Here is a 20,183-nt window from a genome sequence, read left to right on the forward strand (position 1 = left end):
ATGAAAGCGCTGGAGAAGTCCAGGCCCGAGGAAGGGTTGTGGATGGTGCGGGCCACGGTCCCCGAGATCGGCCCCGACGAGGTTTTGATCCGCGTGAAGAAGACCGGGATCTGCGGAACCGACATCCATATCTGGAACTGGGATGAATGGGCGTCGCACACGGTGCCCGTTCCCATGATCACCGGCCACGAATTCGCAGGCGAGATCGTCGAGCTGGGACGCAACGTGACCGGGTTGAAGATCGGCCAGCGCTGCTCGGGCGAGGGTCACCTGATCGGCACCGACAGCCGCCAAAGCCGCGCGGGCAAGTTCCACCTGGACCCGGGCACCCGCGGGATCGGGGTGAACGAACAGGGCGCTTTTGCCCAATATCTCAAGCTGCCGGCCTTCAACGTGGTGCCCCTGCCCGACGACATCCCCGACGAAATCGGCGCGATTCTCGACCCGCTGGGCAATGCCGTGCACACCGCGCTGAGCTTCGACCTGCTGGGCGAGGACGTGTTGATCACCGGCGCCGGCCCGATCGGGATCATGGCCGCCGCGGTGGCCCGCCACGCCGGCGCCCGGCATGTGGTGATCACCGACATCAACCCCGACCGGCTGGCGCTGGCGCAGCATGTCGTGCCTTCGGTCCGGGCGGTGAACGTGGCCGAGGAAGAGCTGCAATCGGTGATTTCCGACCTGGGCATGAGCCAGGGTTTCGACGTGGGGCTGGAAATGTCGGGCTCGCAGGCGGCGCTGGACCAGATGGTCGAGGCGCTGGTGATGGGCGGCAAGATCGCCCTGCTGGGCATTCCGCCCGGAAAATCGCCCGTCGACTGGAGCCGCATCGTGTTCAAGGCGATCACCATTAAAGGCGTCTACGGCCGCGAGATGTTCGAGACCTGGTACAAGATGATCGCGATGCTGCAGAACGGGCTGGATGTCAGCCGGGTCATCACCCATCGCTTTGCCGCCGATGACTTTGCGCAGGGCTTTGCCGCCATGAAGTCGGGAAAATCGGGCAAGGTGGTGCTGGACTGGGCCTGACCCTCTGGATAGTTGCAAACGCACCTTCTAGACAGGTGCGCACACATGCCGGGGAGGAAATGAAATGGCCGACAAAGCCAAGGGCGACCGCCCGCTGGAACGGGGAATCGAAGACACGCTGGTAACCGATTTCGCGGACACGCACCGCAAAAGCTATGGCGATTTCCTGCAACTCAAGACCCTGCTGAACTTGCAGAAAACCTTTCAGGACCCGGCCCAACCCGATGAGATGCTGTTCATCATCATCCATCAGGTCAGCGAGCTTTGGCTGAAACTGATGCACCATCAGCTGGTCGAGGTGCGCCGGTTTCTGCAGCAGGATGAGTTCGGCCCCGCGATGAAGAACCTGGACCGGATCAAGGCGATCCAGCGCCAATTGATCGCCGCGTGGGAAACCCTGCTGACCATGACGCCCGCCGACTATATGACCTTCCGCAAGGCGCTGGGCAATTCATCCGGCTTCCAGAGCTACGGCTATCGCCAGATCGAGTTCATCCTGGGCAACAAGGACACCGCCACGCTGAAGGTGCATGAACACGACCCCGAAGTGATGGAGATGCTGACCGCCGCCCTGGTCAAACCGTCGCTGTATGACGAAGTGTTGCACATGCTGGCGCGGCAGGGTTTTGACGTGCCGCAGGACCTGTTGGACCGGGACTGTTCAAAGACTTATTCCGGCGATCCGCGCATCGTGAAGATCTGGGCCGAGATCTACCGGAACACGGGCCGGTACTGGGACCTGTATGCGCTGGGCGAAAAGCTGATGGATGTGGAATCGCTGTTCCAGCGGTGGCGGTTCGACCATGCGACCGCCGTGGAACGTGTGATCGGCATGCAGCCAGGCACTGGCGGCTCCAGCGGCGTGGCTTTTCTGCGCAAGGCGCTGGAGCTGCGATTCTTCCACGACCTTTATGACGTGCGCACCGACCTGATGTACGGCGGACAGGGCTGAGCCATGCTGTATCGCGGATTTACCCAAGCCGAGCTGGAGCGCGAATACGCGCCCAGTTCGATGATCGGCGGCGACCTTGCGCCCTATCTGGCGGCCTATTCAGTGCTCAGCGCGCAGGCGCGGGCGCAACTGACGGTGCAAGAGACCCTCGGCTATGGCGACACTCCCGCGCAGGTGCTGGATTTCTTTCCCGCCCGCGCGCCCGGCGCACCGCTGCATGTGTTTATCCACGGCGGCTATTGGCAGGCGCTCAGCCAGCGCGACTCGGCGATGATGGCGCCCGCGCTGGTCCAAGGCGGGCAGGCCTTTGCGACGGTGAACTACACGCTCGCCCCCGACGCGCGGCTGGGCCAGATGGTCGATGAATGCCGGACCGCGCTGATGTGGCTGGCCACCCGGGCCAAGTCGCTGGGGTTCGACGCCTCGCATGTCACCCTGTCCGGGCACAGCGCCGGCGCGCATCTGGCGGCGATGGTCATGGCGACCTCGGCCGACCAATTCGCCCGGATCGGCCTGCGGGTGCGCGAAGTCATCCTGATCAGCGGCGTCTACGACCTGGAACCGATCAGTCTGACCCCGGTCAACGATCCCCTGCAGCTGACCCCGGTCGAGCTGCACGACCTGTCCCCCACCCTGAACCTGCCCGCGCCCGGGCCGCGCTATCGGGTCACGGTGGGCGAGCGGGACACGGCCGAGTTCATCCGCCAGAGCCGCGATTATGCCGAAGCGTTGCGCAAGACCGGGCACGCGGTCAGCTTTGACCTGCAGCCGGGCACGCACCATTTCGACATCATCCTCAAGGACGGGACATTTCTGAACGACCACCCCTGAAAGCGAAAACGGCGGCCCTGGGGACCGCCGTTTCTTTCGATTTCGACCGGATCAATCCAGCGTGCGGGTGACTTCCTCGCGCTCGAAGATCTCGATCACGTCGCCGGGGCGGATATCGTCGTAGTTCTCGAACGCCATACCGCATTCCTGACCCGACTGAACCTCGGCCACTTCGTCCTTGAAGCGTTTCAGCGTCTTCAGCGTGCCTTCGTGGATCACCACGTTGTCGCGCAGCAGGCGCACGCCGGCCGAACGGCGGGCAACGCCCTCGGTGACCAGACAGCCGGCAACCTTGCCGACGCCAGTGACCTTGAACACTTCCTTGATCTCGGCGTAGCCGATGAACTTCTCGCGGATCTCGGCGCTCAGCAGGCCCGAGGCGGCGGCTTTGACGTCATCCACCAGGTCGTAGATCACCGAGTAGTAGCGGATCTCGACGCCCTTCTGGTTGGCGGTGTTGCGCGCCGACGCGTTGGCCCGCACGTTGAAGCCAAAGACCGGAGCACCCGACGCTTCGGCCAAGCCGATATCGGTTTCGGTGATGGCGCCGACGCCCGAATGCAGCACGCGCACGCGTACTTCGTCGTTGCCGATCTTCTCCATCGCCTGGACGATCGCCTCGGCCGAGCCCTGCACGTCGGCCTTGACCAGAATGGGCAGTTCGGCCACGTTCTCGTCTTCCTTGGCCTTCTGCATCAGCTGTTCCAGCGTGGTCGCGGCACCGGCGGCGGCGCGCTTGTCCTTGGCAACCTGTGCGCGATATTCCGCGATTTCGCGGGCCTGCGCTTCGGTCTCTGTCACGTTCAGAACGTCACCGGCCTCAGGCGTGCCGTTGAGGCCCAGAACCTCGACCGGAACCGAAGGCCCGGCTTCCTGGACGCGCTCGCCCTTGTCGTTGATCAGCGCACGGACCTTGCCGTACTGCTCGCCCACGACGAAGATGTCGCCCTGGCGCAGCGTGCCCTTCTCGACCAGCACGGTCGCGACAGGGCCGCGGCCCACGTCCAGCTGCGCCTCGATCACGGCACCTTGCGCGGCGCGGTTCGGGTTGGCCTTCAGCTCCAGAATCTCGGCCTGCAGCGCGATGGCTTCCAGCAGATCGTCCAGACCCTGGCCCGTGATGGCCGACACTTCGACATCCTGAACCTCGCCGGACATTTTCTCGACGATCACCTCGTGCTGCAGCAGGTCGGTGCGCACCTTGTCCGGGTTGGCCTCGGGCTTGTCGACCTTGTTGATCGCAACGATCATCGGAACACCGGCGGCCTTGGCGTGGTTGATTGCCTCGACCGTCTGCGGCATCACCGCGTCATCCGCCGCGACTACCAGCACCACGATGTCCGTTACCTGAGCACCGCGCGAGCGCATCGAGGTGAAGGCCGCGTGGCCCGGTGTATCCAGGAAGGTCAGCGTGGTGCCGCCATCGGTTTTCACCTGGTAGGCGCCGATATGCTGGGTAATGCCACCGGCCTCGCCCGCAACGACTTTGGCGTCGCGGATCGCGTCCAACAGCGAGGTCTTGCCGTGGTCGACGTGACCCATGATGGTAATGACCGGCGGACGGGGCTGCAGGTCTTCATCCTTGTCCTCGACATCCGAGATGACATCCTCGACATCCGCATCCGAAACCCGCACGACCTTGTGGCCGAATTCTTCGATGATCAGTTCGGCAGTGTCGGCGTCGATGGTCTGGTTCTGCGTGACCATCATACCCATGTTCATCAGCGACTTGACGACATCGGCGACGCGTTCGGCCATACGGTTGGCCAGTTCCGATACGACGATCGCCTCGGGCAGTTGAACCTCGCGGATCACCTTTTCGCGCTCGACCGAGCCGCCCATGGCTTTCTGCCGCGCACGCTCCTGCTTGCGCTTCATCGACGCCATCGAACGCTGCCGACCACCTTCACCGCCCGACAGCGCCTGATTCAGGGTCAGCTTGCCCGAACGGCGGCCATCGTCACGGCCCTTGCCGCGCGTCTGACGCTGTTCGCGATCCGCCTTGCGCGGCGTTTCCGCTGGCGCAGGCTTGCTGGCCGCGGGGGCCTTGGCCTTGGGCGCCTCTTTCGCGGCCGCGGCTTCTGCTGCGGCGCGCTGAGCGGCTTCTTCGGCCTCTTTCTGCTTGCGCTCTTCTTCCTCGGCTTTCTGCCGGGCTTTCTCCTCGGCCTCGCGCTGTTCGCGCTCTTTGGCCTCCTGTTCGGCGCGGCGGCGTTCACGCTCTTCGGCGCGCGCCTTTTCCTCGGCCTCGCGGCGTTCGGCTTCCTCGACCTCACGGGCCTTGGCCGCCTGCAACGCCTTCAGGCGCCGATTCATCTCGGCATCGGAAATCCCGGCCGGCCGGCGCGAAGGATCACCCGACGGCGCAGCGCCACCGCTGGGCTTGGACGCTCCCGGCTTGGGAACCACCACGCGCTTGCGTTTGGTTTCCACCACGACATTCTTGGTGCGTCCGTGGCTGAAACTCTGTTTCACATTCCCGGGGCGTGCCCCGCCACGAAGACCCAATGTCTTTTTGCCGTCACTATCGCTCATAAAGCTTCTTACCCTTCCGCGCGGCCCTTGCCGCCGTCATCCATATCGCGCAAGCCACGCAGGCGCTGCGCTTCCTCTACAACACGTTTGGCGAGTCCGCCAGAGGCGAGCGCCGCATGAATCACCGTTTGGCGCCCAAATGCCGCCCCAAGCTCGTCTGCGGTCAGCCAGCCAATGTATTTCCCGAAATGCGGCGTGCTCAGCTTGGACTTGCCGCGCCCGGAACCATCGACCGCCTGAATCAGAACCCAGGCCTCTTCGCGGTCAAGCCAGGACTTGACCTTTTCATACCCGGCGACCGCATCGCCGGACTTTCGCGCCAGGCTGATCAATTCGATCACGCGGCGCGACAATTGACGCTCCACCTCGTCCACAAGGTCCTGCGGTACAGTCACCTGCGCCTTGAACCCGCGTGCAAACAGCTTCTTGCCGACGGCCGTGTCCAGCGCCTTGCGATCCGCCGTGACATAAACGCCCCGACCCGGCAACTTGGACGCGACATCCGGGAAAACCTGCCCATCCGGGCCGGTTACAAAGCGGATCAGCCCGTACCGAGGCTGTACCTCGCCCGTGGCGATGCATTTCCGCTCTGGCCCTTCGGACCGTTCCTTATGGACGCCACCGCGACCCATGTGTGCCACCCGAGGCCTGGAATCAGGCCTCGGCCTCCTCGTCTGCTGCTTCGTCCTCGACGTCCGCCTCGGGCTGCTCCAGATCGGCGGGGTCGACCCAGCCCAGCATGACCCGGGCGGTCATCACCAGATCCTGTGCCTCTTCCAGCGTCACGCCAAAGGGTTCGAGAATACCGTCATCCTTGACCCGCTGGCCATCAACCGTGGTCCAGCCTCCGGCCAGTTCCCAGTCAGCGCAGGTTGCAAAGTCTTCCAGCGTCTTGACGCCGTCCTTGGCAAGCGCCTCAACCATTTGGGGTGTCAGACCCTCAAATTCAATAAGGCTGTCCTCGGCACCCAGGCTGCGGGCGCTGTCCAGCGCCGCCTTGGCCTGAGCCTCAAGGAATTCGCGCGCACGGGCCTGCAGCTCGTTTGCAGTGCCTTCGTCGACGCCATCGATTACCAGCAGTTCGTCCAACTCGACATAGGCCACTTCTTCCAGGTTGGTGAACCCTTCCGAGACCAGCAGCTGGGCAAAGAATTCGTCCAGGTCCAGGCTGTCCATGAACAGCTGCGTGCGGGCTTCGAACTCCTTCTGACGGCGCGCCGATTCTTCGGCCTCGGTCATGATGTCGATGTCCAGACCGGTCAGCTGGCTGGCCAGACGCACGTTCTGACCACGGCGACCGATCGCCAGAGACAGCTGTTCCTCGGGCACGACGACTTCGATCTTGCCTGCTTCCTCGTCCAGAACCACCTTGGAAACCTCGGCGGGTTGCAGCGCATTCACCAGGAAGGTCGGCTGGTCTTCGTTCCACGGGATGATGTCGATCTTTTCGCCCTGCAGCTCGTTCACGACGGCCTGCACGCGGCTGCCGCGCATACCAACGCAGGCGCCGACGGGGTCGATCGAGTTGTCATACGAGATGACCGCGATCTTGGCACGCGAACCGGGGTCACGGGCCACGGCCTTGACCTCGATGATGCCGTCATAGATTTCCGGCACTTCCATCTTGAACAGCTCGGCCATGAACTCGGGCGCGGTGCGCGACAGGAAGATCTGGTGACCGCGCGTTTCGCGGCGCACTTCCTTGATGTAGGCGCGCACCCGGTCGTTGGGGCGATAGCTTTCGCGGCCGATCTTGTCGTTGCGGCGCAGAACCGCCTCGGCCCCGCCCAGATCGACGATCACGTTGCCGAATTCCTCGCGCTTGACGGCTCCGTTGATGATGGTGCCGACACGATCCTTGAAGTCTTCGTACTGGCGGTCACGCTCGGCCTCACGAACCTTCTGCAGGATCACCTGCTTGGCCGACTGAGCGGCGATCCGGCCCATTTCCACCGGCGGGACCTCTTCCACGAAGACGTCACCGATCTCGGGCGATTCCATGTATTGCTTGGCCTGCTCGACGGTCATCTCGGCCTGATAGTTCTCAAGCTCGTCATCCGCGACCACGGTGCGGACCCGGGTAAAGGTCGCCTTGCCGGTCTTGCGGTCGATGGACACACGGATGTCCATTTCCGCGCCGTAACGGCTCTTGGCGGCACGGGCGAGCGATTCCTCCATCGCTTCGACGACCAGACCGGGGTCGATCATCTTTTCGCGGGCCACGGCCTCGGCGGTCTGCAACAGCTCAAGCTGGTTTGCTGAGGTGATTGCCATCAGTTCGTCTCCTCTTCGGACCCTTCGGTCTCAATCTCGTCGAAAGCGTTTTCGTTCAGGGCGCCGGCATCCTTGCGCTGGCGCAGCATTTCCTTGATCAGGTCATCGGTCAGGACCAGCTTGGCGTCGCTCAGCCAGTCGAATTGCAGGCCGATTGTCACGGTCTCTTCGCCGTTGGGGATGTTGATCAGAACCTCATCCCCTTCGACACCGGCCAGTTCCCCCTTGAAGCGGCGGCGGCCGTCGATCAGTTCGGTGGTTTCCAGCTTGGCCTCGTATCCCTCGAACATCTCGAAATCCTTCAGCCGCGTCAGCGGGCGGTCGATGCCGGGGCTGGACACTTCCAGCGTATAGGCGTCAAGGATCGGGTCCTCGACGTCCAGCGTGGCGCTGACCGCGTTCGAGATCTCGGCGCAATCATCCACCTCGATGCCGCCATCGGGCTTGTCGGCCATGATCTGCAGCGTAGTCTGCTTGCCGCTCATCAGGCGGATGCGGACCAACTCATACCCCAGATCCTCGATCACCGGAGTGATGATCTCGGCCAGTCGTCGGTCGATCGCCGCCTTGGCTATCAGGTCGTTTGTCATATGGTGCTCTACCCTTCAATCGGGCACAAAAAAACGGGCGCGCGGCCCGTCGAATTTTCCGGTGGAGCCTCGGACCAGAAGTCCGACACGCCGCTGTTGCAACTGCATATACGCAGGACGCCCCGAGTCTGCAACCCCTGCCGTCAACCAACGGACAATCCGCGTCAGTTTTCAGGTCGGTCTCAGGCCATCCACCAGCGTTCCGCGATGCGCCCATCGTCCAACGGCGCGCCCCGCCCGATCCGGCGTGGCAGACCCACGGTGCCGGAGATTGCCAGCGACATCTCTGATTCGTTGGGGAAGAACCGCACGCCACCCAGACCGCGCAGCCCTTGCGCCGCCGGCAGCACCGACACGTCCACATAGCGGTCACGCAGCGCCTCGGCGCGCACGGCCGGGTCGGGGATCACGATGATGTCGACCGCCTCCAGCCAGCCGGCCTGTCCATCCTTGTAATGGCCCGCGACCCGGCGGCCGCGGAAATGGCGCCCGTCCTCGGCCCGTTCGACCCGGTAACACCCGGTGCCGTTTGCCTGCTGCAGCGGCGAAACGCTCTGCCCGTCGCGGGTAATGACGAACCGGGTATCGGCCAGCAGGAAAGGCAGACCGGGATTGGCCTCGGCCAGTTCGATTTGGATGCGCTCCGGCGTCAGGGCTTCGGCGCGCCCGACCTCGGACAGGACCGCCAGAACATCCCCGGCCGTCAGCGCCGCACCGTCGTGAAACACCGCATCGGCACGCAGGTCGAAGGTCCAGACCCGGGCCTCGGAATCGGTCTGCCATGCGGTCGCCAGCTCGCTGCGCAGAGTGCCGTCCGGCGCGATCTCGGTCAGGGTGTCGAACACCGCACCCCGGGCCAGCCGGTCCAGGCTGTCATCGCGCGGCACGGCGATGCGCAGCACGCCGCCCGATTTCGGCGTATCCGCCAGCGAGGCCCCCGTCGCGGCCAGCAGGGCTGCGGCGGCACCCGAGGTGAACAGAGCACGGCGGTCGATGCGGGTCATGCAACCTCCTGCGCGGTTCGGTCCATGATGCGCACCAGTTCGGCGCTGATCCCAGGCTCCGACAGGGCGTGACCGGCCTGCCGCACCATCTTCAGCTCGGCCTCGGGCCATTTCTCGGCCAGGCTCCAAGCCGCCTGCGGGGGGCAGATCATGTCGTACCGACCTTGCACGATATGGCCGGGGATATGCGCGATCCGGTCCATCCGGTCCAGAATCTGGCCGTCATGTTCCAGAAACGCCTTGTTGATGAAATAGTGATTCTCGAGCCGCGCGAAGGTGCGCGCATATTCGCCGGGGCTTTCACCGACGGCCCCGTTCGTGTGGATCGAGGCCAGCGCGTTTTCCCAGTGCGACCAGGCGCGGGCGTACAGGATCTCAGTCGCGCGATCGCCCGAAAACAGCCGCTTGTTGTAGGCGCCGATTGTGTCGGACAGTTCCGAGTCGCGCAGCAGGGAGGTGAAGCGCGCCCATTGCTCGGGCCAGAACTTGCCGGCCCCGCCGCCATAGAACCAGTCAAGCTCCGCCTGCGTGGCCAGAAACACGCCGCGCAGAACCAGGCGGGTCACCCGGTCGGGGTGGGTTTGGGCATAGATCAGCGCCAGCGTGGCGCCCCAGCTGCCGCCGAATACGATCCAGTCGTCGATCTCGAACAGTTTCCGCAGGCGCTCGATATCGGCCACCAGGTGCCAGGTCGTGTTGTTCTCGACCGAGGCCGTGGGCCGCGACCGGCCGCAGCCGCGCTGATCGAACAGAATCACCCGGTAGACCTCGGGATCGAAATAGCGCCGCATGGCCGGGCTGCAGCCGCCGCCTGGGCCGCCATGCAGAACCACCACCGCAATCCCGTCGGGATTGCCGCATTGTTCCACATAAATGCGGTGCCCGTCGCCCATATCCACCACGCGCTGGTCGAACGGATCGACCGGCGGGTAAAGATATTGCACTGCGCGCTTTTGGTCCGGGTACTTGTCCATTATGGCCCTATATAGTCCTACAGCGTAAAAGAGCACACGGAGACAGGAATGCAAGCGCATCCGAACACGGTTGACCCGTCCGAGATCGCAAAATTCGAGGCCATGGCCGCCGAATGGTGGGACCCGCACGGGAAATTCAAACCTCTGCACATGCTCAATCCGTGCCGTCTGGACTATATCACACAGCAGATCGCGGGCGAATTTGACCGGGACCTGACGGCAGCGAAACCGTTCGCGGGCCTGCGCCTGCTGGATATCGGCTGCGGCGGCGGGTTGCTGAGCGAGCCGATGGCGCGGCTGGGGGCCGAGGTCGTGGGCGCCGACGCGGCCGAGCGCAACCTGCCCGTGGCCCGCATCCATGCCGAGCAATCCGGCCTTCAGATCGACTATCGCCACACCACCGCCGAGGCGATGGCCGACGCGGGCGAACAGTTCGACGTGGTCCTGAACATGGAGGTGGTCGAGCATGTGGCCGATCCGCTGGCCTATCTGACCGCCACACAACAGCTGCTGAAACCCGGCGGGCTGGAAATCTGCTCGACCATCAACCGCAACCCGAAATCCTATGCGATGGCGATTTTCGGGGCCGAGGTCGTCATGCGCTGGCTGCCGCGCGGCACGCATGAATGGTCCAAGTTCATCACCCCGGACGAGCTGTTCGATCTGCTGCGCCAGGCCGGTCTGGACCCGGTGGACCGCAAGGGATTCGTCTTCAACCCGATCACCTGGAGCTGGTCGATCTCGGACCGGGATCTGAGCGTGAACTATGTCACCGCCAGCGTGAAGCCGGGCTGAGGTCTATTCCTCTTCCAGCTTCATGCGCAGGTCGCGTAGAACCGGCAGGGTCGTGCGCACACGCTCAAGGCCCAGCTCGCCCACGACCCGGTTGATCAGAGGCGCGATGGCCGAGATCGCCTGATCCCGCGCCCGGCGGCCGGCCGGGCTGATCGCCACCATCTTGCGGCGGGCATCGTCCCAATCGGGGCGGATGTGGATGTATCCGGCCCATTCCAGCTTGGCCAAGGTGTTGGTCATCGCCCCGCGCGTCACGTGGAATGTGCTGGCCAGTTGGGCAGGCGTCCGCTCGCCCCCCACGAACACCAGGTGGTTCAGCACCGAGAAATGCGAGATTTCCATGCCCTTGGGCAGCACCCGGCTCAGCCGGTTCCGCAGCAATTGGTCCGCGGTCAGAATCTCGCTGAACAGCGCGACCGCCAGGGCGTTGGTTTCGTCAGTCATTACCCGGTTCTGGATCAGGGCCCGTCGAACGGGCGAACATGTGTCAAGGACGGCACGCGCCGCCGTGCCTCTGTAACAGACCTATCATCCAGATCAAAAAAGTGAATGCCGGTCTGAGTGCCTGCGTCGATCAGCACCTCGCCCCAGGGCGACACGACCATGCTGTACCCGTGGGTATGGCGCGTCTTGCCGCGGGTCTTGGGGTGTTCCCCGGTCTGCGCGGGGGCAATGACCCAACAGCCGGTCTCGATGGCGCGGGCGCGCAGAAGCGGCTCCCAATGGGCCGCGCCGGTCACCGGAGAGAACGCAGCCGGAACCGTCAGGATCGTGGCCCCGCCCTGTGCCAGCGCGGCGTGCAGATGCGGGAACCGGATGTCATAGCAGATGGTCATGCCGACCTTGCCGAAGGCGGTCTCGGCAATCACCGCCCGCGACCCGGGCCGATAGCTGGCCGATTCGCGAAAAGTCTCGGTCTCGGTGACCTGCACGTCGAACATGTGGATCTTGTCATAGCGCGCGACGATCCCGCCCTGCGGGTCGATCATGTAAGACCGGTTGGCGAACCGCCCGTCGGCGTCATGAGTCTTCAGCCCCAGCGATCCGATCAGCAGCCACACGCCCAATTCCGCCGCCTGTTCGCGCAGGCCCGCCAGTGTGATGTCGTCTTCCTCGTGCTGCAGCACCTCGCGTTGGCGCGTTCCGCTGGTCGAAACGCAGTTGGTGACCTCGGGCGTCAGGATGAACGTCGCGCCCTTGCCCGCGGCCTCGTCCATCATGGCGCGCACCATGTCCAAGTTCGCGGCCGGGTCGTCCGACGAGGTGATCTGCAGCAGGGCGGTTCTCATCAGGCGGCCAACAGCGGGTCCAGCTTGCCGGCCTGTTCGAGTTCGTACAGATCGTCGCAGCCACCGACATGGGTGTCGCCGATGAAGATCTGAGGCACCGTGCGCCGCCCGCCCGCCCGCTGGATCATCTCGGGCTTGCGTTTGGGGTTCATCAAAACGTCGATTTCCTCGAAGGCGACGCCTTTCTGATTCAGCAGCCGTTTGGCCGCGTGGCAAAAGCCGCACAGCGGCGAGGTATATATGACAACCGGTTTCATGGTCCGTTCCCTTGGATTTCGCGCAATCTAGGGGGAATTAGGCATCCTTGGCAACGCGCGCCAGTACCAACACGGAAATATCATCCGCCCCGGCCGCCCGGCAGGCGCGGGCGCAGGCCGCCAGGGTTGCACCCGATGTCATCACGTCATCGACCAGCAGCACGTGGCGCCCCGTCAGGCGGTCCGCCCGGCGCGGATGCACGGTGATCGCATCGCGCAGCGTATCCGCACGCTCGGCCGCCGTTTTGCCTTCCAGCGGAGGGGTGCGCCGCTTGCGTATCAACAGATCCGGACAGACCGGCAGGCCCGCCTCCTTTCCCAGTTGGAGCGACAAAAGCGCGGACTGGTTGTATCGGCGCTTCAGCAGCCGCGACCAATGCAGCGGCACCGGTGCGATCACCGTATCCGGTCGAAATAGCGTACCACCGGCCTGCGCCATCCAACGCGCCGCAGGTTTTGCCAGTTCGGAACGATCCCCGTGCTTCAGGGCCAGAACCAGTGACCGCGCCCGCCCCTGATACAGCAATGCCGCGCGCCCTTCGGCCCACGGTTGCGGGCGGCGCAAGCAATCGTCGCAGTCGATTCGGTGACCATCATCGCTGCCAGGCAATGGCGCACCGCAACTGTGGCAGACCGTCCCGCCGATGAACGGGGTCTCGCGCCAGCACGGCCCGCACAGGCCGAAATCCGAAGCCGCCATCTCGCCGCAGCCGATGCAGCGTGGCGGATACACGACCTCGATCGCGGTTTGAATCCGCTGCCATATGCGATAATTGCGGCCTATGGATTTTCCAGCACCCAATGCACCCTCGCTGTTCGATCGCAAAGCGCTTGCGGCACACCGCGCGCGGATCAGCAACGAGGCCCTGTTTCTGCACCACGCCGCCATGGACGAGGTGCAGGATCGCCTTTCCATGGTTAACAAATCCTTTACTGCGCCAGCGATCGTAGCCCCCTACCCCGAGATTTGGGCGCCGGTCCTGCCGGGCGCCCGGGTCGTGGCCGATGCCGACGTGCTGGACCTCAAACCCGCTGCGCATGATCTGGTGGTCCATGCGATGGCCCTGCATTGGGCCAACGATCCGGTGGGACAGCTGATCCAATGTGCCCGCGCGCTGCAGCCCGACGGGTTGTTGTTGGTGGTGTGTCTGGGCGGTGAAACGCTATACGAATTGCGGGCCGCGCTGGGTCAGGCCGAGGTCGAGGTGACCGGCGGTCTCAGCCCCCGTGTCGCGCCGATGGCCGAGTTGCGAGATCTTGGCGCGCTGCTGCAGCGTGCGGGTTTTGCATTGCCTGTTGCGGACAAAGTGCCCCTGACGGCGACGTATCGCGACCTGTGGCACCTGATGCGGGACCTGCGCGCGATGGGTGAAACCAACGCCATGACCCAGCGGTTGAAACACCCGTCGCGCCGCGCGGTCTTTTCCCGGGCCCAAGAGATTTACGCCGCGCATTTCACATCTCCCGAAGGCCGGCTGAGTGCCACGTTCGAGCTGATCTGCCTGACGGGCTGGGCGCCGGATGCCAGCCAGCCCAAGCCGCTGCGCCCCGGCTCGGCCCAGATGAGACTGGCCGACGCCCTAGGCACGAAAGAAGGCAAACTGTCCGATTGACCCGCTGACCGAACCGATTATTTCAGCCTCTAAACCAGAATTCAGGAAGCTCACCATGTTCGATGCCACCCGCCCGGAACACGCTCAGGCAGACCACCCAAAAGTGAAGATGGGCCGTGTCGGCATTCTTCTGGCCAATCTCGGCACCCCGGACGACTACAGCTATTGGCCGATGCGCCGCTATCTGAACGAGTTCCTGTCCGACCGGCGGGTGATCGACTATCCGGCCTGGAAATGGCAGCCGATCCTGCAGGCGATCATCCTGACCAAACGTCCCTTCAGCTCGGGCGCGGCGTACAAGTCGATCTGGAACCACGACAAGGGCGAAAGCCCGCTGATGACCATCACCAAGGACCAGACCGGCAAGATGCGTGCGGCGATGCAGGACCGGTATGGCGACAAGGTCATGGTGGATTTCTGCATGCGTTACGGAAACCCCTCGACCAAGTCGAAGGTCCGCCAGATGGTGGCCGAGGGCTGCGACCGCATCCTGTTCTTCCCGCTCTATCCGCAATATGCCGGCGCTACGACCGCCACCGCGAACGACCAGTTCTTTCGCGCACTGATGGACGAGGCTTGGCAGCCCGCCAGCCGCACGGTGCCCGCCTATTTCGACGAGCCGGCCTATATCGACGCCCTCGCGCAGTCGGTCGAGACGGCCTATGCCGCGATGGAGACCAAGCCGGACGTTTTGGTGTGCTCCTATCACGGCATGCCGGAACGCTATCTGATGCAGGGTGATCCGTACCACTGCCAGTGCGCCAAGACGTCACGCCTGCTGAAAGAACGGCTGGGCTGGGCGGATGATCAACTGGTGACCACCTTCCAGTCACGATTCGGGCCCGAGGAATGGCTGAAGCCCTACACCGTCGACCACGTCGCGGAACTGGCTCGGCAGGGCAAAAAGAACATAGCCGTCATCGCCCCGGCATTTTCGTCGGACTGCATTGAAACGCTGGAAGAGATCAACGAAGAGATCCGCGAAAGCTTTGAGCACGCCGGCGGCGAAAGCTTTACCTACATTCCCTGCCTCAACGACGAGGACGCGCATATCGCGGCCTTGGGCAAGGTTGTCGAGGACAACCTCAAAGGCTGGCTGGACTGAACCGGCCCGGAAACAAGCACGAAAAAAGGCGGTGGAAATCCACCGCCTTTCTTTTTTGTCGTAGTCCGTTGGACTTAGCCTGCGGCAACAGCTGCGGCAACAACGACCAGCAGGATCAGCGGCAGGATGATGCCCTGCGACGAGCCCTGGGTTTCTTCGACGACAACAGGTGCCTCAACAACCGGCTCTTCCAGGTTGCCAGCATATGCGGTCGAAGCAGCAGCGGTCAGTGCAGCAGCGAGTACAAGTTTCTTCATATTAACCTCCAGAGTTTGCGCGATCCCAATTGCGGAACCACACACCTAAGACTTACCTCGTGGTTTTTTCTAATCAGCAAAGCAGAACGAATGCAATTGCAACTTGCAGTGCAAGCGGGTTGGCGCGCGAAAATGTCGTCAAATTAGCAACACTTGCGTCCCGACCTTCGCCATGGCGTACAGCTCTGCGATGTTCTCGTTGAACAACCCGATGCACCCGTTCGACGACCGGCGGCCGATTTTCCGCGTATCGTGGGTTCCGTGGATCCGGTAATACTTCCAGCTGAGATACAACGCGTGCGTTCCCAGCGGGTTATCGGGCCCCGGAGGGATGTAATCCGGCCATTCCGGGTTTCTTTTCTTCATCGACGGCGTCGGCGACCAGCTGGGCCCTTCGACCTTGCGGATGACACTTGTGCGACCGCGGCGGGTCAGTTCTTCGGTCAGCGGAACCGACGACGGGTACAGCTTGTAGACGGTTTGGTCTTCCGACCAGTAGTGCAAAGCGCGGGAAACGGTGTCGACCAGAATCGCCCCGTTCCGGGTATTCGAGAAGTAGGGCTGCCACTGCTGCGCCTTGAACCCCGACACGTTGCGGCGAACGGCCGGTTCAGGCTCGGGTGCAGGGCGCAGTGGGTCGCCCGGGATGTATTGGGCGATCGCCGGGCTGGCGAGCAAAGACGATGCGCCTGCGAGGAATCCGCGGCGGGACGAAGAGAAAACGCGTTTCTTGACCATGGTGACAGGTCCTCTGCGAAAGATGTGCAAGAATCCGCTCTATGTTATTGCCAGAATGCTTCAGTCGCAAATCAAACCGGCAGAATCATGCGGGTTCGTGCATTTGAGCCTTTGCTCATGGGCCGCTGGCAGGGTATTGCCAATTGGAAACAAGCAAACCGGACTCATCATGACGCGCATATTTTCCCTGCTCTTGATTTGCCTTGTCGCGCTGGCGGCATGTACCGACGTGAGCGGCACTTCAACCCTTGGTGCGGATGGGCGCCCGCTGCCCAAAGCCTACAAGATCCGGGGAAATCCCGAAAAACTGCAGTTCCGCATGCTTGATTCCGTAAACGCCCTGCGGCAGGCGTCGGGACTGCAGTCGGTGCAGTTGAACGCGCAGTTGAACGCAGCGGCGGCGACGCACGCCAAGGACATGTCGCGGCAGAACCGGCCCTGGCATTTCGGCTCGGACGGATCTTCGCCGCTCGACCGGGTGGCCCGTGCCGGTTATGCGGGGCGTTTCCTGGGTGAAGCGATTTCCGAGACCTACGAGACCGAAACCGAAACCCTGGCCGCGTGGATGCAGGAACCGGGTCCGCGATCGGTGATCATGGACCCGCAAGCAACCCAGATGGGGTTTGCGTGGCACCAGGAAAACGGCGGGAAGATCTGGTGGACGCTCGAGATGGGAACCGGCGGTTAAGCATGGCCCCAGACGAAAAAAGCCCCCGAAAACCGGGGGCTTTTTTCTTTCTAACAGGTCTCAGGCAGCTTGCATGGACTGGGCTGTGGTCAGGATCGCATACAGCTTGACCGGATCCGGGTTGGCCCGAAGCTTCGAGCAGACCGCGCCGTCGCGCAGCGTGCGCGATACCAGCGCCAAGGCCTTGAGGTGCTCGACACCGGCGTCTTCCGGGGCGAACAGCGCAAAGGCCAGATCCACGGGCTGACGGTCGACCGATCCGAAGTCGATGGGCTTTTCCAGCATGACGAACACGCCGGCAACCGAATCGATCTCGGACAAACGGGCGTGTGGCAGGGCAACACCATGGCCAACGCCGGTCGGCCCAAGGCTTTCCCGCTCCAGCAGGCAGTCTACGATGGTCTGCGGATCAAGTCCGAGTGCGCCCGCGGCGACGTCACCGATTTCCTGAAACAACCGTTTTTTGCTGGACGCTGCAGATAGCACGCGCACCGCTTCGGGCTTCAGTATGCTCGACAAATCCATGTTTTGCTCCACGGCGACGCCCCCAGAATCCGGGGGCCCCGCCCAATTCTTGCCTGTTACGGATCGATCCAGCCGATATTGCCGTCATCCCGGCGATACACGACGTTCAATCCGTCCTTGTTTTCATTCCTGAACACCAGCACCGGGGCGCCGGCCAATTCCATTTGCATGACAGCTTCGCCGACACTCAACGATGGGATCTTGGTTTCCATCTCAGCCACGATGATGGGCTGCAATGAGTCGGGTTCGTCGGCCACGTCCGATTCGTTCGAGGCGAGGATATAAGATGACGCTCCGAAGAGTTCAACCGGCTGAGCCCGTTCACGATGGTGGTCCTTGAGGCGACGCTTGTAGCGACGCAGCTGTTTCTCCATCTTTTCGCAGCACGCCTCGAATGCTGCATAGATTTCGGTTGCATGTGCCTTGGCCTGGGCTGTCAGGCCCGTGGACATATGTATGGTGGTTTCGCACACATACTCATGCGCTGAACGGGAAAAGACGACGTTGGCATCCGTCGGTCGCTGAGCATATTTGCTCACGACCTCGCCCAATGCGTCCTGCACGTGTGTCTGCAAGGCTGCACCAATGTCGATCTGTTTGCCGCTGATTTGGTAACGCATGTGATCTCCTTCACAATTCACACCCATTATGACGTCACGTCAGGTGACATGCTTGTTTTTATCGGGTGGGGGGTAGAGACATGTTTCGCGGTTGTCCTCGGTAGGGCCCTTCGGAGAAGGGAGATCGAGATCCAGTCTGGAACCGCGAAAATGCCATGTCCCAATTGAGCCAAGAGGCGGCAGAAGAGTCAATCAAAACAGGAGTGTATATACGCGAATTCTGTCATGCGCCTGGCGCAATCACAGCTAAGCCTATGAAATCTTGAAGTTTTCACCCAAATACACGCGGCGGACATTTTCGTTTTCCACCACCTCGTCGGGCGATCCGGACATCAGCACCTGCCCGTCGTGCAGGATATAGGCGCGGTCCACAATTTCCAGCGTTTCCCGCACGTTGTGGTCGGTGATCAGTACGCCGATTCCACGCTTTTTCAGATCCGCCACCAGATGCCGGATATCGCCCACGCTGATCGGGTCGACGCCGGCAAATGGCTCGTCCAGCAGCAGGTACTTGGGGTCGGCGGCCAGACAGCGGGCTATCTCGACGCGACGGCGCTCACCGCCCGACAATGCAAGGGCAGGCGCCCGTCGCAAATGCTCGATCGAAAAATCCGAGAGCAGCTCTTCCAGACGTTCCTTGCGGCGGTGCACATGCTTCACCGCAATGTCGAGCACGGCCGAGATATTGTCCTCGACACTCAAGCCGCGAAAGATCGACATTTCCTGCGGCAGATACCCAATGCCCATGCGCGCCCGGCGATACATCGGCAGCGTGGTCACATTCTGACCGTCCAACGTCACCGTTCCGGCCTCGGGGAACACCAGCCCGGCAACGGAATAGAACGTGGTCGTCTTGCCTGAGCCGTTCGGCCCTAGCAACGCAACGACCTCGGACCGGTCCAGCGTCATCGACACGTCCCGGATCACGGTCTTTTTGCGATAAGATTTGCGCAGTTTCTGAATCTTCAGACCCTGAGACCCTTCGGCAACGGACAGTTGCGGGCCCGCCATCAATTGCCGCCCTGCTGAAGGATCGTCTTGACCCGCCCCGACATGGTCGCGGTTCCGCTTGTCAGGTTCGCAATCATCTGGTCGCCGCTGATCGTGCTGGGCCCCTGCGTCAGCAGAACGTTGCCCTTCATCACGATCACACCCGAGTCGATGGTGTATTCCGCCCAGTCCCCTTCGGCGGCATCCGGCGGGCTGACAAGCACGACGTTTTCCGATGCCTCCATGCGTTCGATCCCCGACCGATCCTGGTTGTAGATCACCAACACGCGACCGGCGGACAGGCGCATTTCGCCCTGCACGACAATGACGTTGCCAAGAAACTCGGCCGAACCGTCCTCTTGATTGACGTTCAGCGTCTCGGATGTCACTTCGACCGGCAGACTGGGATCGGCTTTCACCGACCCAAAGGCCACCTGCGCTTCCTGCGCGGACGCTGGTACCGAACCCACGGCCAGGGCGAAACAAACGAGGACGAAACGAAAATCAAACACAGTCTATCTTTCGGCTTTTTTCGGCTCATATAACAGCTTAACGCCATCTGTAAAAAGAATATGGACCGGTCCACCGTCTTTTTCAGCGCCGAATGTCATCCGCCCGGCCGAGAAATTGCCGATTGGTCCTGTTCCCTGCACCTGACCTGGCGTATCGCCCCGGATCTCGTCCAATGAAGTATTCAACAGGTCTGTCGTCACCCGGATACCGTCCGTGGTGGTGATCACCACGTCCCCCGTGAAGGTGGCCGTCGCCTTGTCCGGTCGGATCGACCCCGAGTTGGAGTCCAGTGTGATCACCCCACCGTTCAGCAGGCCGAACCGGCCACGGAATTCGGTTGCTCTTGGATCGCTGTCGGCAGTTCCCTGGCTGGCCCGCACCGCCTCGACCTGGACATCTTCGCCCTTGCGGGTGGTCCCCCGATAGTTCGGGCGGGTCACAAGCTGCCCCTCAAGCCGTTCGTCGATATCCTGCTGGGTGAACGGACCCGAGACGTTTGTTTCGATGCTGCGCGACAGCAGGAATACCGTGGACAGCAGCAGAATCGCCGCCAGCGGCAACAGAACCTTCAGGAACTGCACCATTCGGGAATAGCGGTCCACCTGCG

Annotated in this window: 24 protein-coding genes; 7 read left to right on the top strand and 17 right to left on the bottom strand. The window is 62.8% G+C overall.

Annotated elements, in window-relative coordinates:
* The 3 genes from tdh (at nucleotide 1) to ACR0LD_RS15145 (ending at nucleotide 2,812) form a co-directional block, all read left to right on the top strand.
* Complete coding sequence (gene tdh, locus ACR0LD_RS15135; protein WP_170421144.1) at nucleotides 1-1,029, top strand: L-threonine 3-dehydrogenase; 1,029 nt, start codon at nucleotides 1-3, stop codon at nucleotides 1,027-1,029.
* A 64-nt stretch (nucleotides 1,030-1,093) separates the two neighbouring features.
* Nucleotides 1,094-1,981 (top strand): tryptophan 2,3-dioxygenase, encoded by an 888-nt coding sequence (locus ACR0LD_RS15140; protein ID WP_480637744.1) that lies wholly within the window; start codon nucleotides 1,094-1,096, stop codon nucleotides 1,979-1,981.
* Between the two features lie 3 nt (nucleotides 1,982-1,984).
* Nucleotides 1,985-2,812, top strand: coding sequence for an alpha/beta hydrolase (locus ACR0LD_RS15145; RefSeq protein WP_480637746.1), 828 nt, complete (start codon nucleotides 1,985-1,987; stop codon nucleotides 2,810-2,812).
* Nucleotides 2,813-2,863: 51 nt separating this feature from the next.
* On the opposite strand, the gene infB is transcribed toward ACR0LD_RS15145, so the two are convergent.
* From infB to pip, 6 genes are all read right to left on the bottom strand, one after another.
* Nucleotides 2,864-5,344, bottom strand: a complete 2,481-nt coding sequence (gene infB, locus ACR0LD_RS15150; protein ID WP_480637749.1) for a translation initiation factor IF-2 — start codon at nucleotides 5,342-5,344, stop codon at nucleotides 2,864-2,866.
* A gap of 8 nt (nucleotides 5,345-5,352) precedes the next feature.
* Complete coding sequence (locus ACR0LD_RS15155) at nucleotides 5,353-5,976, bottom strand: RNA-binding protein (protein WP_170367539.1); 624 nt, start codon at nucleotides 5,974-5,976, stop codon at nucleotides 5,353-5,355.
* Between the two features lie 22 nt (nucleotides 5,977-5,998).
* Complete coding sequence (nusA, locus tag ACR0LD_RS15160) at nucleotides 5,999-7,618, bottom strand: transcription termination factor NusA (protein WP_093963624.1); 1,620 nt, start codon at nucleotides 7,616-7,618, stop codon at nucleotides 5,999-6,001.
* Complete coding sequence (gene rimP / locus ACR0LD_RS15165; RefSeq protein WP_170342422.1) at nucleotides 7,618-8,208, bottom strand: ribosome maturation factor RimP; 591 nt, start codon at nucleotides 8,206-8,208, stop codon at nucleotides 7,618-7,620. Before rimP ends, nusA begins: the two co-directional genes overlap by 1 nt.
* Nucleotides 8,209-8,390: 182 nt before the next feature.
* Entirely contained in the window at nucleotides 8,391-9,212 is an 822-nt protein-coding gene (locus tag ACR0LD_RS15170; protein WP_480637751.1) for an ABC transporter substrate-binding protein, read from the bottom strand.
* Complete coding sequence (pip, locus tag ACR0LD_RS15175) at nucleotides 9,209-10,186, bottom strand: prolyl aminopeptidase (protein ID WP_170359916.1); 978 nt, start codon at nucleotides 10,184-10,186, stop codon at nucleotides 9,209-9,211. Before pip ends, ACR0LD_RS15170 begins: the two co-directional genes overlap by 4 nt.
* Nucleotides 10,187-10,234: 48 nt before the next feature.
* On the opposite strand from pip, the gene ubiG reads away from it, so the two are divergent.
* Nucleotides 10,235-10,981: a bifunctional 2-polyprenyl-6-hydroxyphenol methylase/3-demethylubiquinol 3-O-methyltransferase UbiG gene (gene ubiG, locus ACR0LD_RS15180; protein WP_170343132.1), complete on the top strand. Its 747-nt coding sequence runs from the start codon at nucleotides 10,235-10,237 to the stop codon at nucleotides 10,979-10,981.
* Between the two features lie 3 nt (nucleotides 10,982-10,984).
* Here ubiG and ACR0LD_RS15185 read toward each other — a convergent pair whose 3' ends face one another.
* The 4 genes from ACR0LD_RS15185 to ACR0LD_RS15200 are packed head-to-tail and all read right to left on the bottom strand — an operon-like array spanning nucleotide 10,985 to nucleotide 13,269.
* The gene (locus ACR0LD_RS15185; RefSeq protein WP_170343133.1) at nucleotides 10,985-11,425 is read right to left on the bottom strand and encodes a MarR family winged helix-turn-helix transcriptional regulator; all 441 of its coding nucleotides are present in this window, start codon (nucleotides 11,423-11,425) and stop codon (nucleotides 10,985-10,987) included.
* Nucleotides 11,426-11,439: 14 nt separating this feature from the next.
* Complete coding sequence (locus ACR0LD_RS15190) at nucleotides 11,440-12,270, bottom strand: carbon-nitrogen hydrolase family protein (RefSeq protein WP_480637754.1); 831 nt, start codon at nucleotides 12,268-12,270, stop codon at nucleotides 11,440-11,442.
* Nucleotides 12,270-12,527 carry a glutaredoxin 3 gene (grxC, locus tag ACR0LD_RS15195; RefSeq protein WP_170342430.1) on the bottom strand — a complete coding sequence of 86 codons (258 nt, stop codon included), beginning with the start codon at nucleotides 12,525-12,527 and terminating at the stop codon, nucleotides 12,270-12,272. Before grxC ends, ACR0LD_RS15190 begins: the two co-directional genes overlap by 1 nt.
* Nucleotides 12,528-12,564: 37 nt before the next feature.
* Nucleotides 12,565-13,269, bottom strand: a complete 705-nt coding sequence (locus ACR0LD_RS15200; RefSeq protein WP_342355398.1) for a ComF family protein — start codon at nucleotides 13,267-13,269, stop codon at nucleotides 12,565-12,567.
* Nucleotides 13,270-13,309: 40 nt separating this feature from the next.
* Here ACR0LD_RS15200 and ACR0LD_RS15205 point away from each other — a divergent pair, with 40 nt between their 5' ends.
* On the top strand, nucleotides 13,310-14,140 hold the full coding sequence (locus ACR0LD_RS15205) for a methyltransferase domain-containing protein (protein WP_480637757.1): 831 nt from the start codon (nucleotides 13,310-13,312) through the stop codon (nucleotides 14,138-14,140).
* 55 nt (nucleotides 14,141-14,195) lie between these two features.
* Nucleotides 14,196-15,245 (top strand): ferrochelatase, encoded by a 1,050-nt coding sequence (gene hemH / locus ACR0LD_RS15210; protein WP_480637759.1) that lies wholly within the window; start codon nucleotides 14,196-14,198, stop codon nucleotides 15,243-15,245.
* Between the two features lie 74 nt (nucleotides 15,246-15,319).
* Here hemH and ACR0LD_RS15215 read toward each other — a convergent pair whose 3' ends face one another.
* The gene (locus ACR0LD_RS15215; RefSeq protein WP_005979327.1) at nucleotides 15,320-15,502 is read right to left on the bottom strand and encodes a hypothetical protein; all 183 of its coding nucleotides are present in this window, start codon (nucleotides 15,500-15,502) and stop codon (nucleotides 15,320-15,322) included.
* A 138-nt stretch (nucleotides 15,503-15,640) separates the two neighbouring features.
* Nucleotides 15,641-16,240, bottom strand: a complete 600-nt coding sequence (locus tag ACR0LD_RS15220) for a L,D-transpeptidase (RefSeq protein WP_170365582.1) — start codon at nucleotides 16,238-16,240, stop codon at nucleotides 15,641-15,643.
* A gap of 169 nt (nucleotides 16,241-16,409) precedes the next feature.
* Between ACR0LD_RS15220 and dalA the strand changes: the two genes are divergently transcribed.
* A complete protein-coding gene (gene dalA / locus ACR0LD_RS15225; protein ID WP_093963636.1) occupies nucleotides 16,410-16,928 on the top strand; it encodes a divisome-associated lipoprotein DalA in 519 nt (172 codons plus the stop codon).
* 60 nt (nucleotides 16,929-16,988) lie between these two features.
* Here dalA and ptsN read toward each other — a convergent pair whose 3' ends face one another.
* The 5 genes from ptsN to lptC all read right to left on the bottom strand — a co-directional run bounded on the left by ptsN (nucleotide 16,989) and on the right by lptC (nucleotide 20,178).
* Nucleotides 16,989-17,453, bottom strand: coding sequence for a PTS IIA-like nitrogen regulatory protein PtsN (gene ptsN, locus ACR0LD_RS15230; RefSeq protein ID WP_170343139.1), 465 nt, complete (start codon nucleotides 17,451-17,453; stop codon nucleotides 16,989-16,991).
* Between the two features lie 56 nt (nucleotides 17,454-17,509).
* The gene (hpf, locus tag ACR0LD_RS15235) at nucleotides 17,510-18,073 is read right to left on the bottom strand and encodes a ribosome hibernation-promoting factor, HPF/YfiA family (protein ID WP_170342438.1); all 564 of its coding nucleotides are present in this window, start codon (nucleotides 18,071-18,073) and stop codon (nucleotides 17,510-17,512) included.
* A 252-nt stretch (nucleotides 18,074-18,325) separates the two neighbouring features.
* Nucleotides 18,326-19,084: an LPS export ABC transporter ATP-binding protein gene (lptB, locus tag ACR0LD_RS15240; protein WP_093963638.1), complete on the bottom strand. Its 759-nt coding sequence runs from the start codon at nucleotides 19,082-19,084 to the stop codon at nucleotides 18,326-18,328.
* Entirely contained in the window at nucleotides 19,084-19,539 is a 456-nt protein-coding gene (locus ACR0LD_RS15245; RefSeq protein ID WP_170342617.1) for an LptA/OstA family protein, read from the bottom strand. The genes lptB and ACR0LD_RS15245 overlap by 1 nt, the downstream gene beginning before the upstream one ends.
* A gap of 39 nt (nucleotides 19,540-19,578) precedes the next feature.
* Nucleotides 19,579-20,178: an LPS export ABC transporter periplasmic protein LptC gene (lptC, locus tag ACR0LD_RS15250; RefSeq protein WP_170359908.1), complete on the bottom strand. Its 600-nt coding sequence runs from the start codon at nucleotides 20,176-20,178 to the stop codon at nucleotides 19,579-19,581.
* Between the last annotated feature and the right edge of the window lie 5 nt (nucleotides 20,179-20,183).

Source organism: Ruegeria sp. BF8 (genome assembly GCF_056538625.1).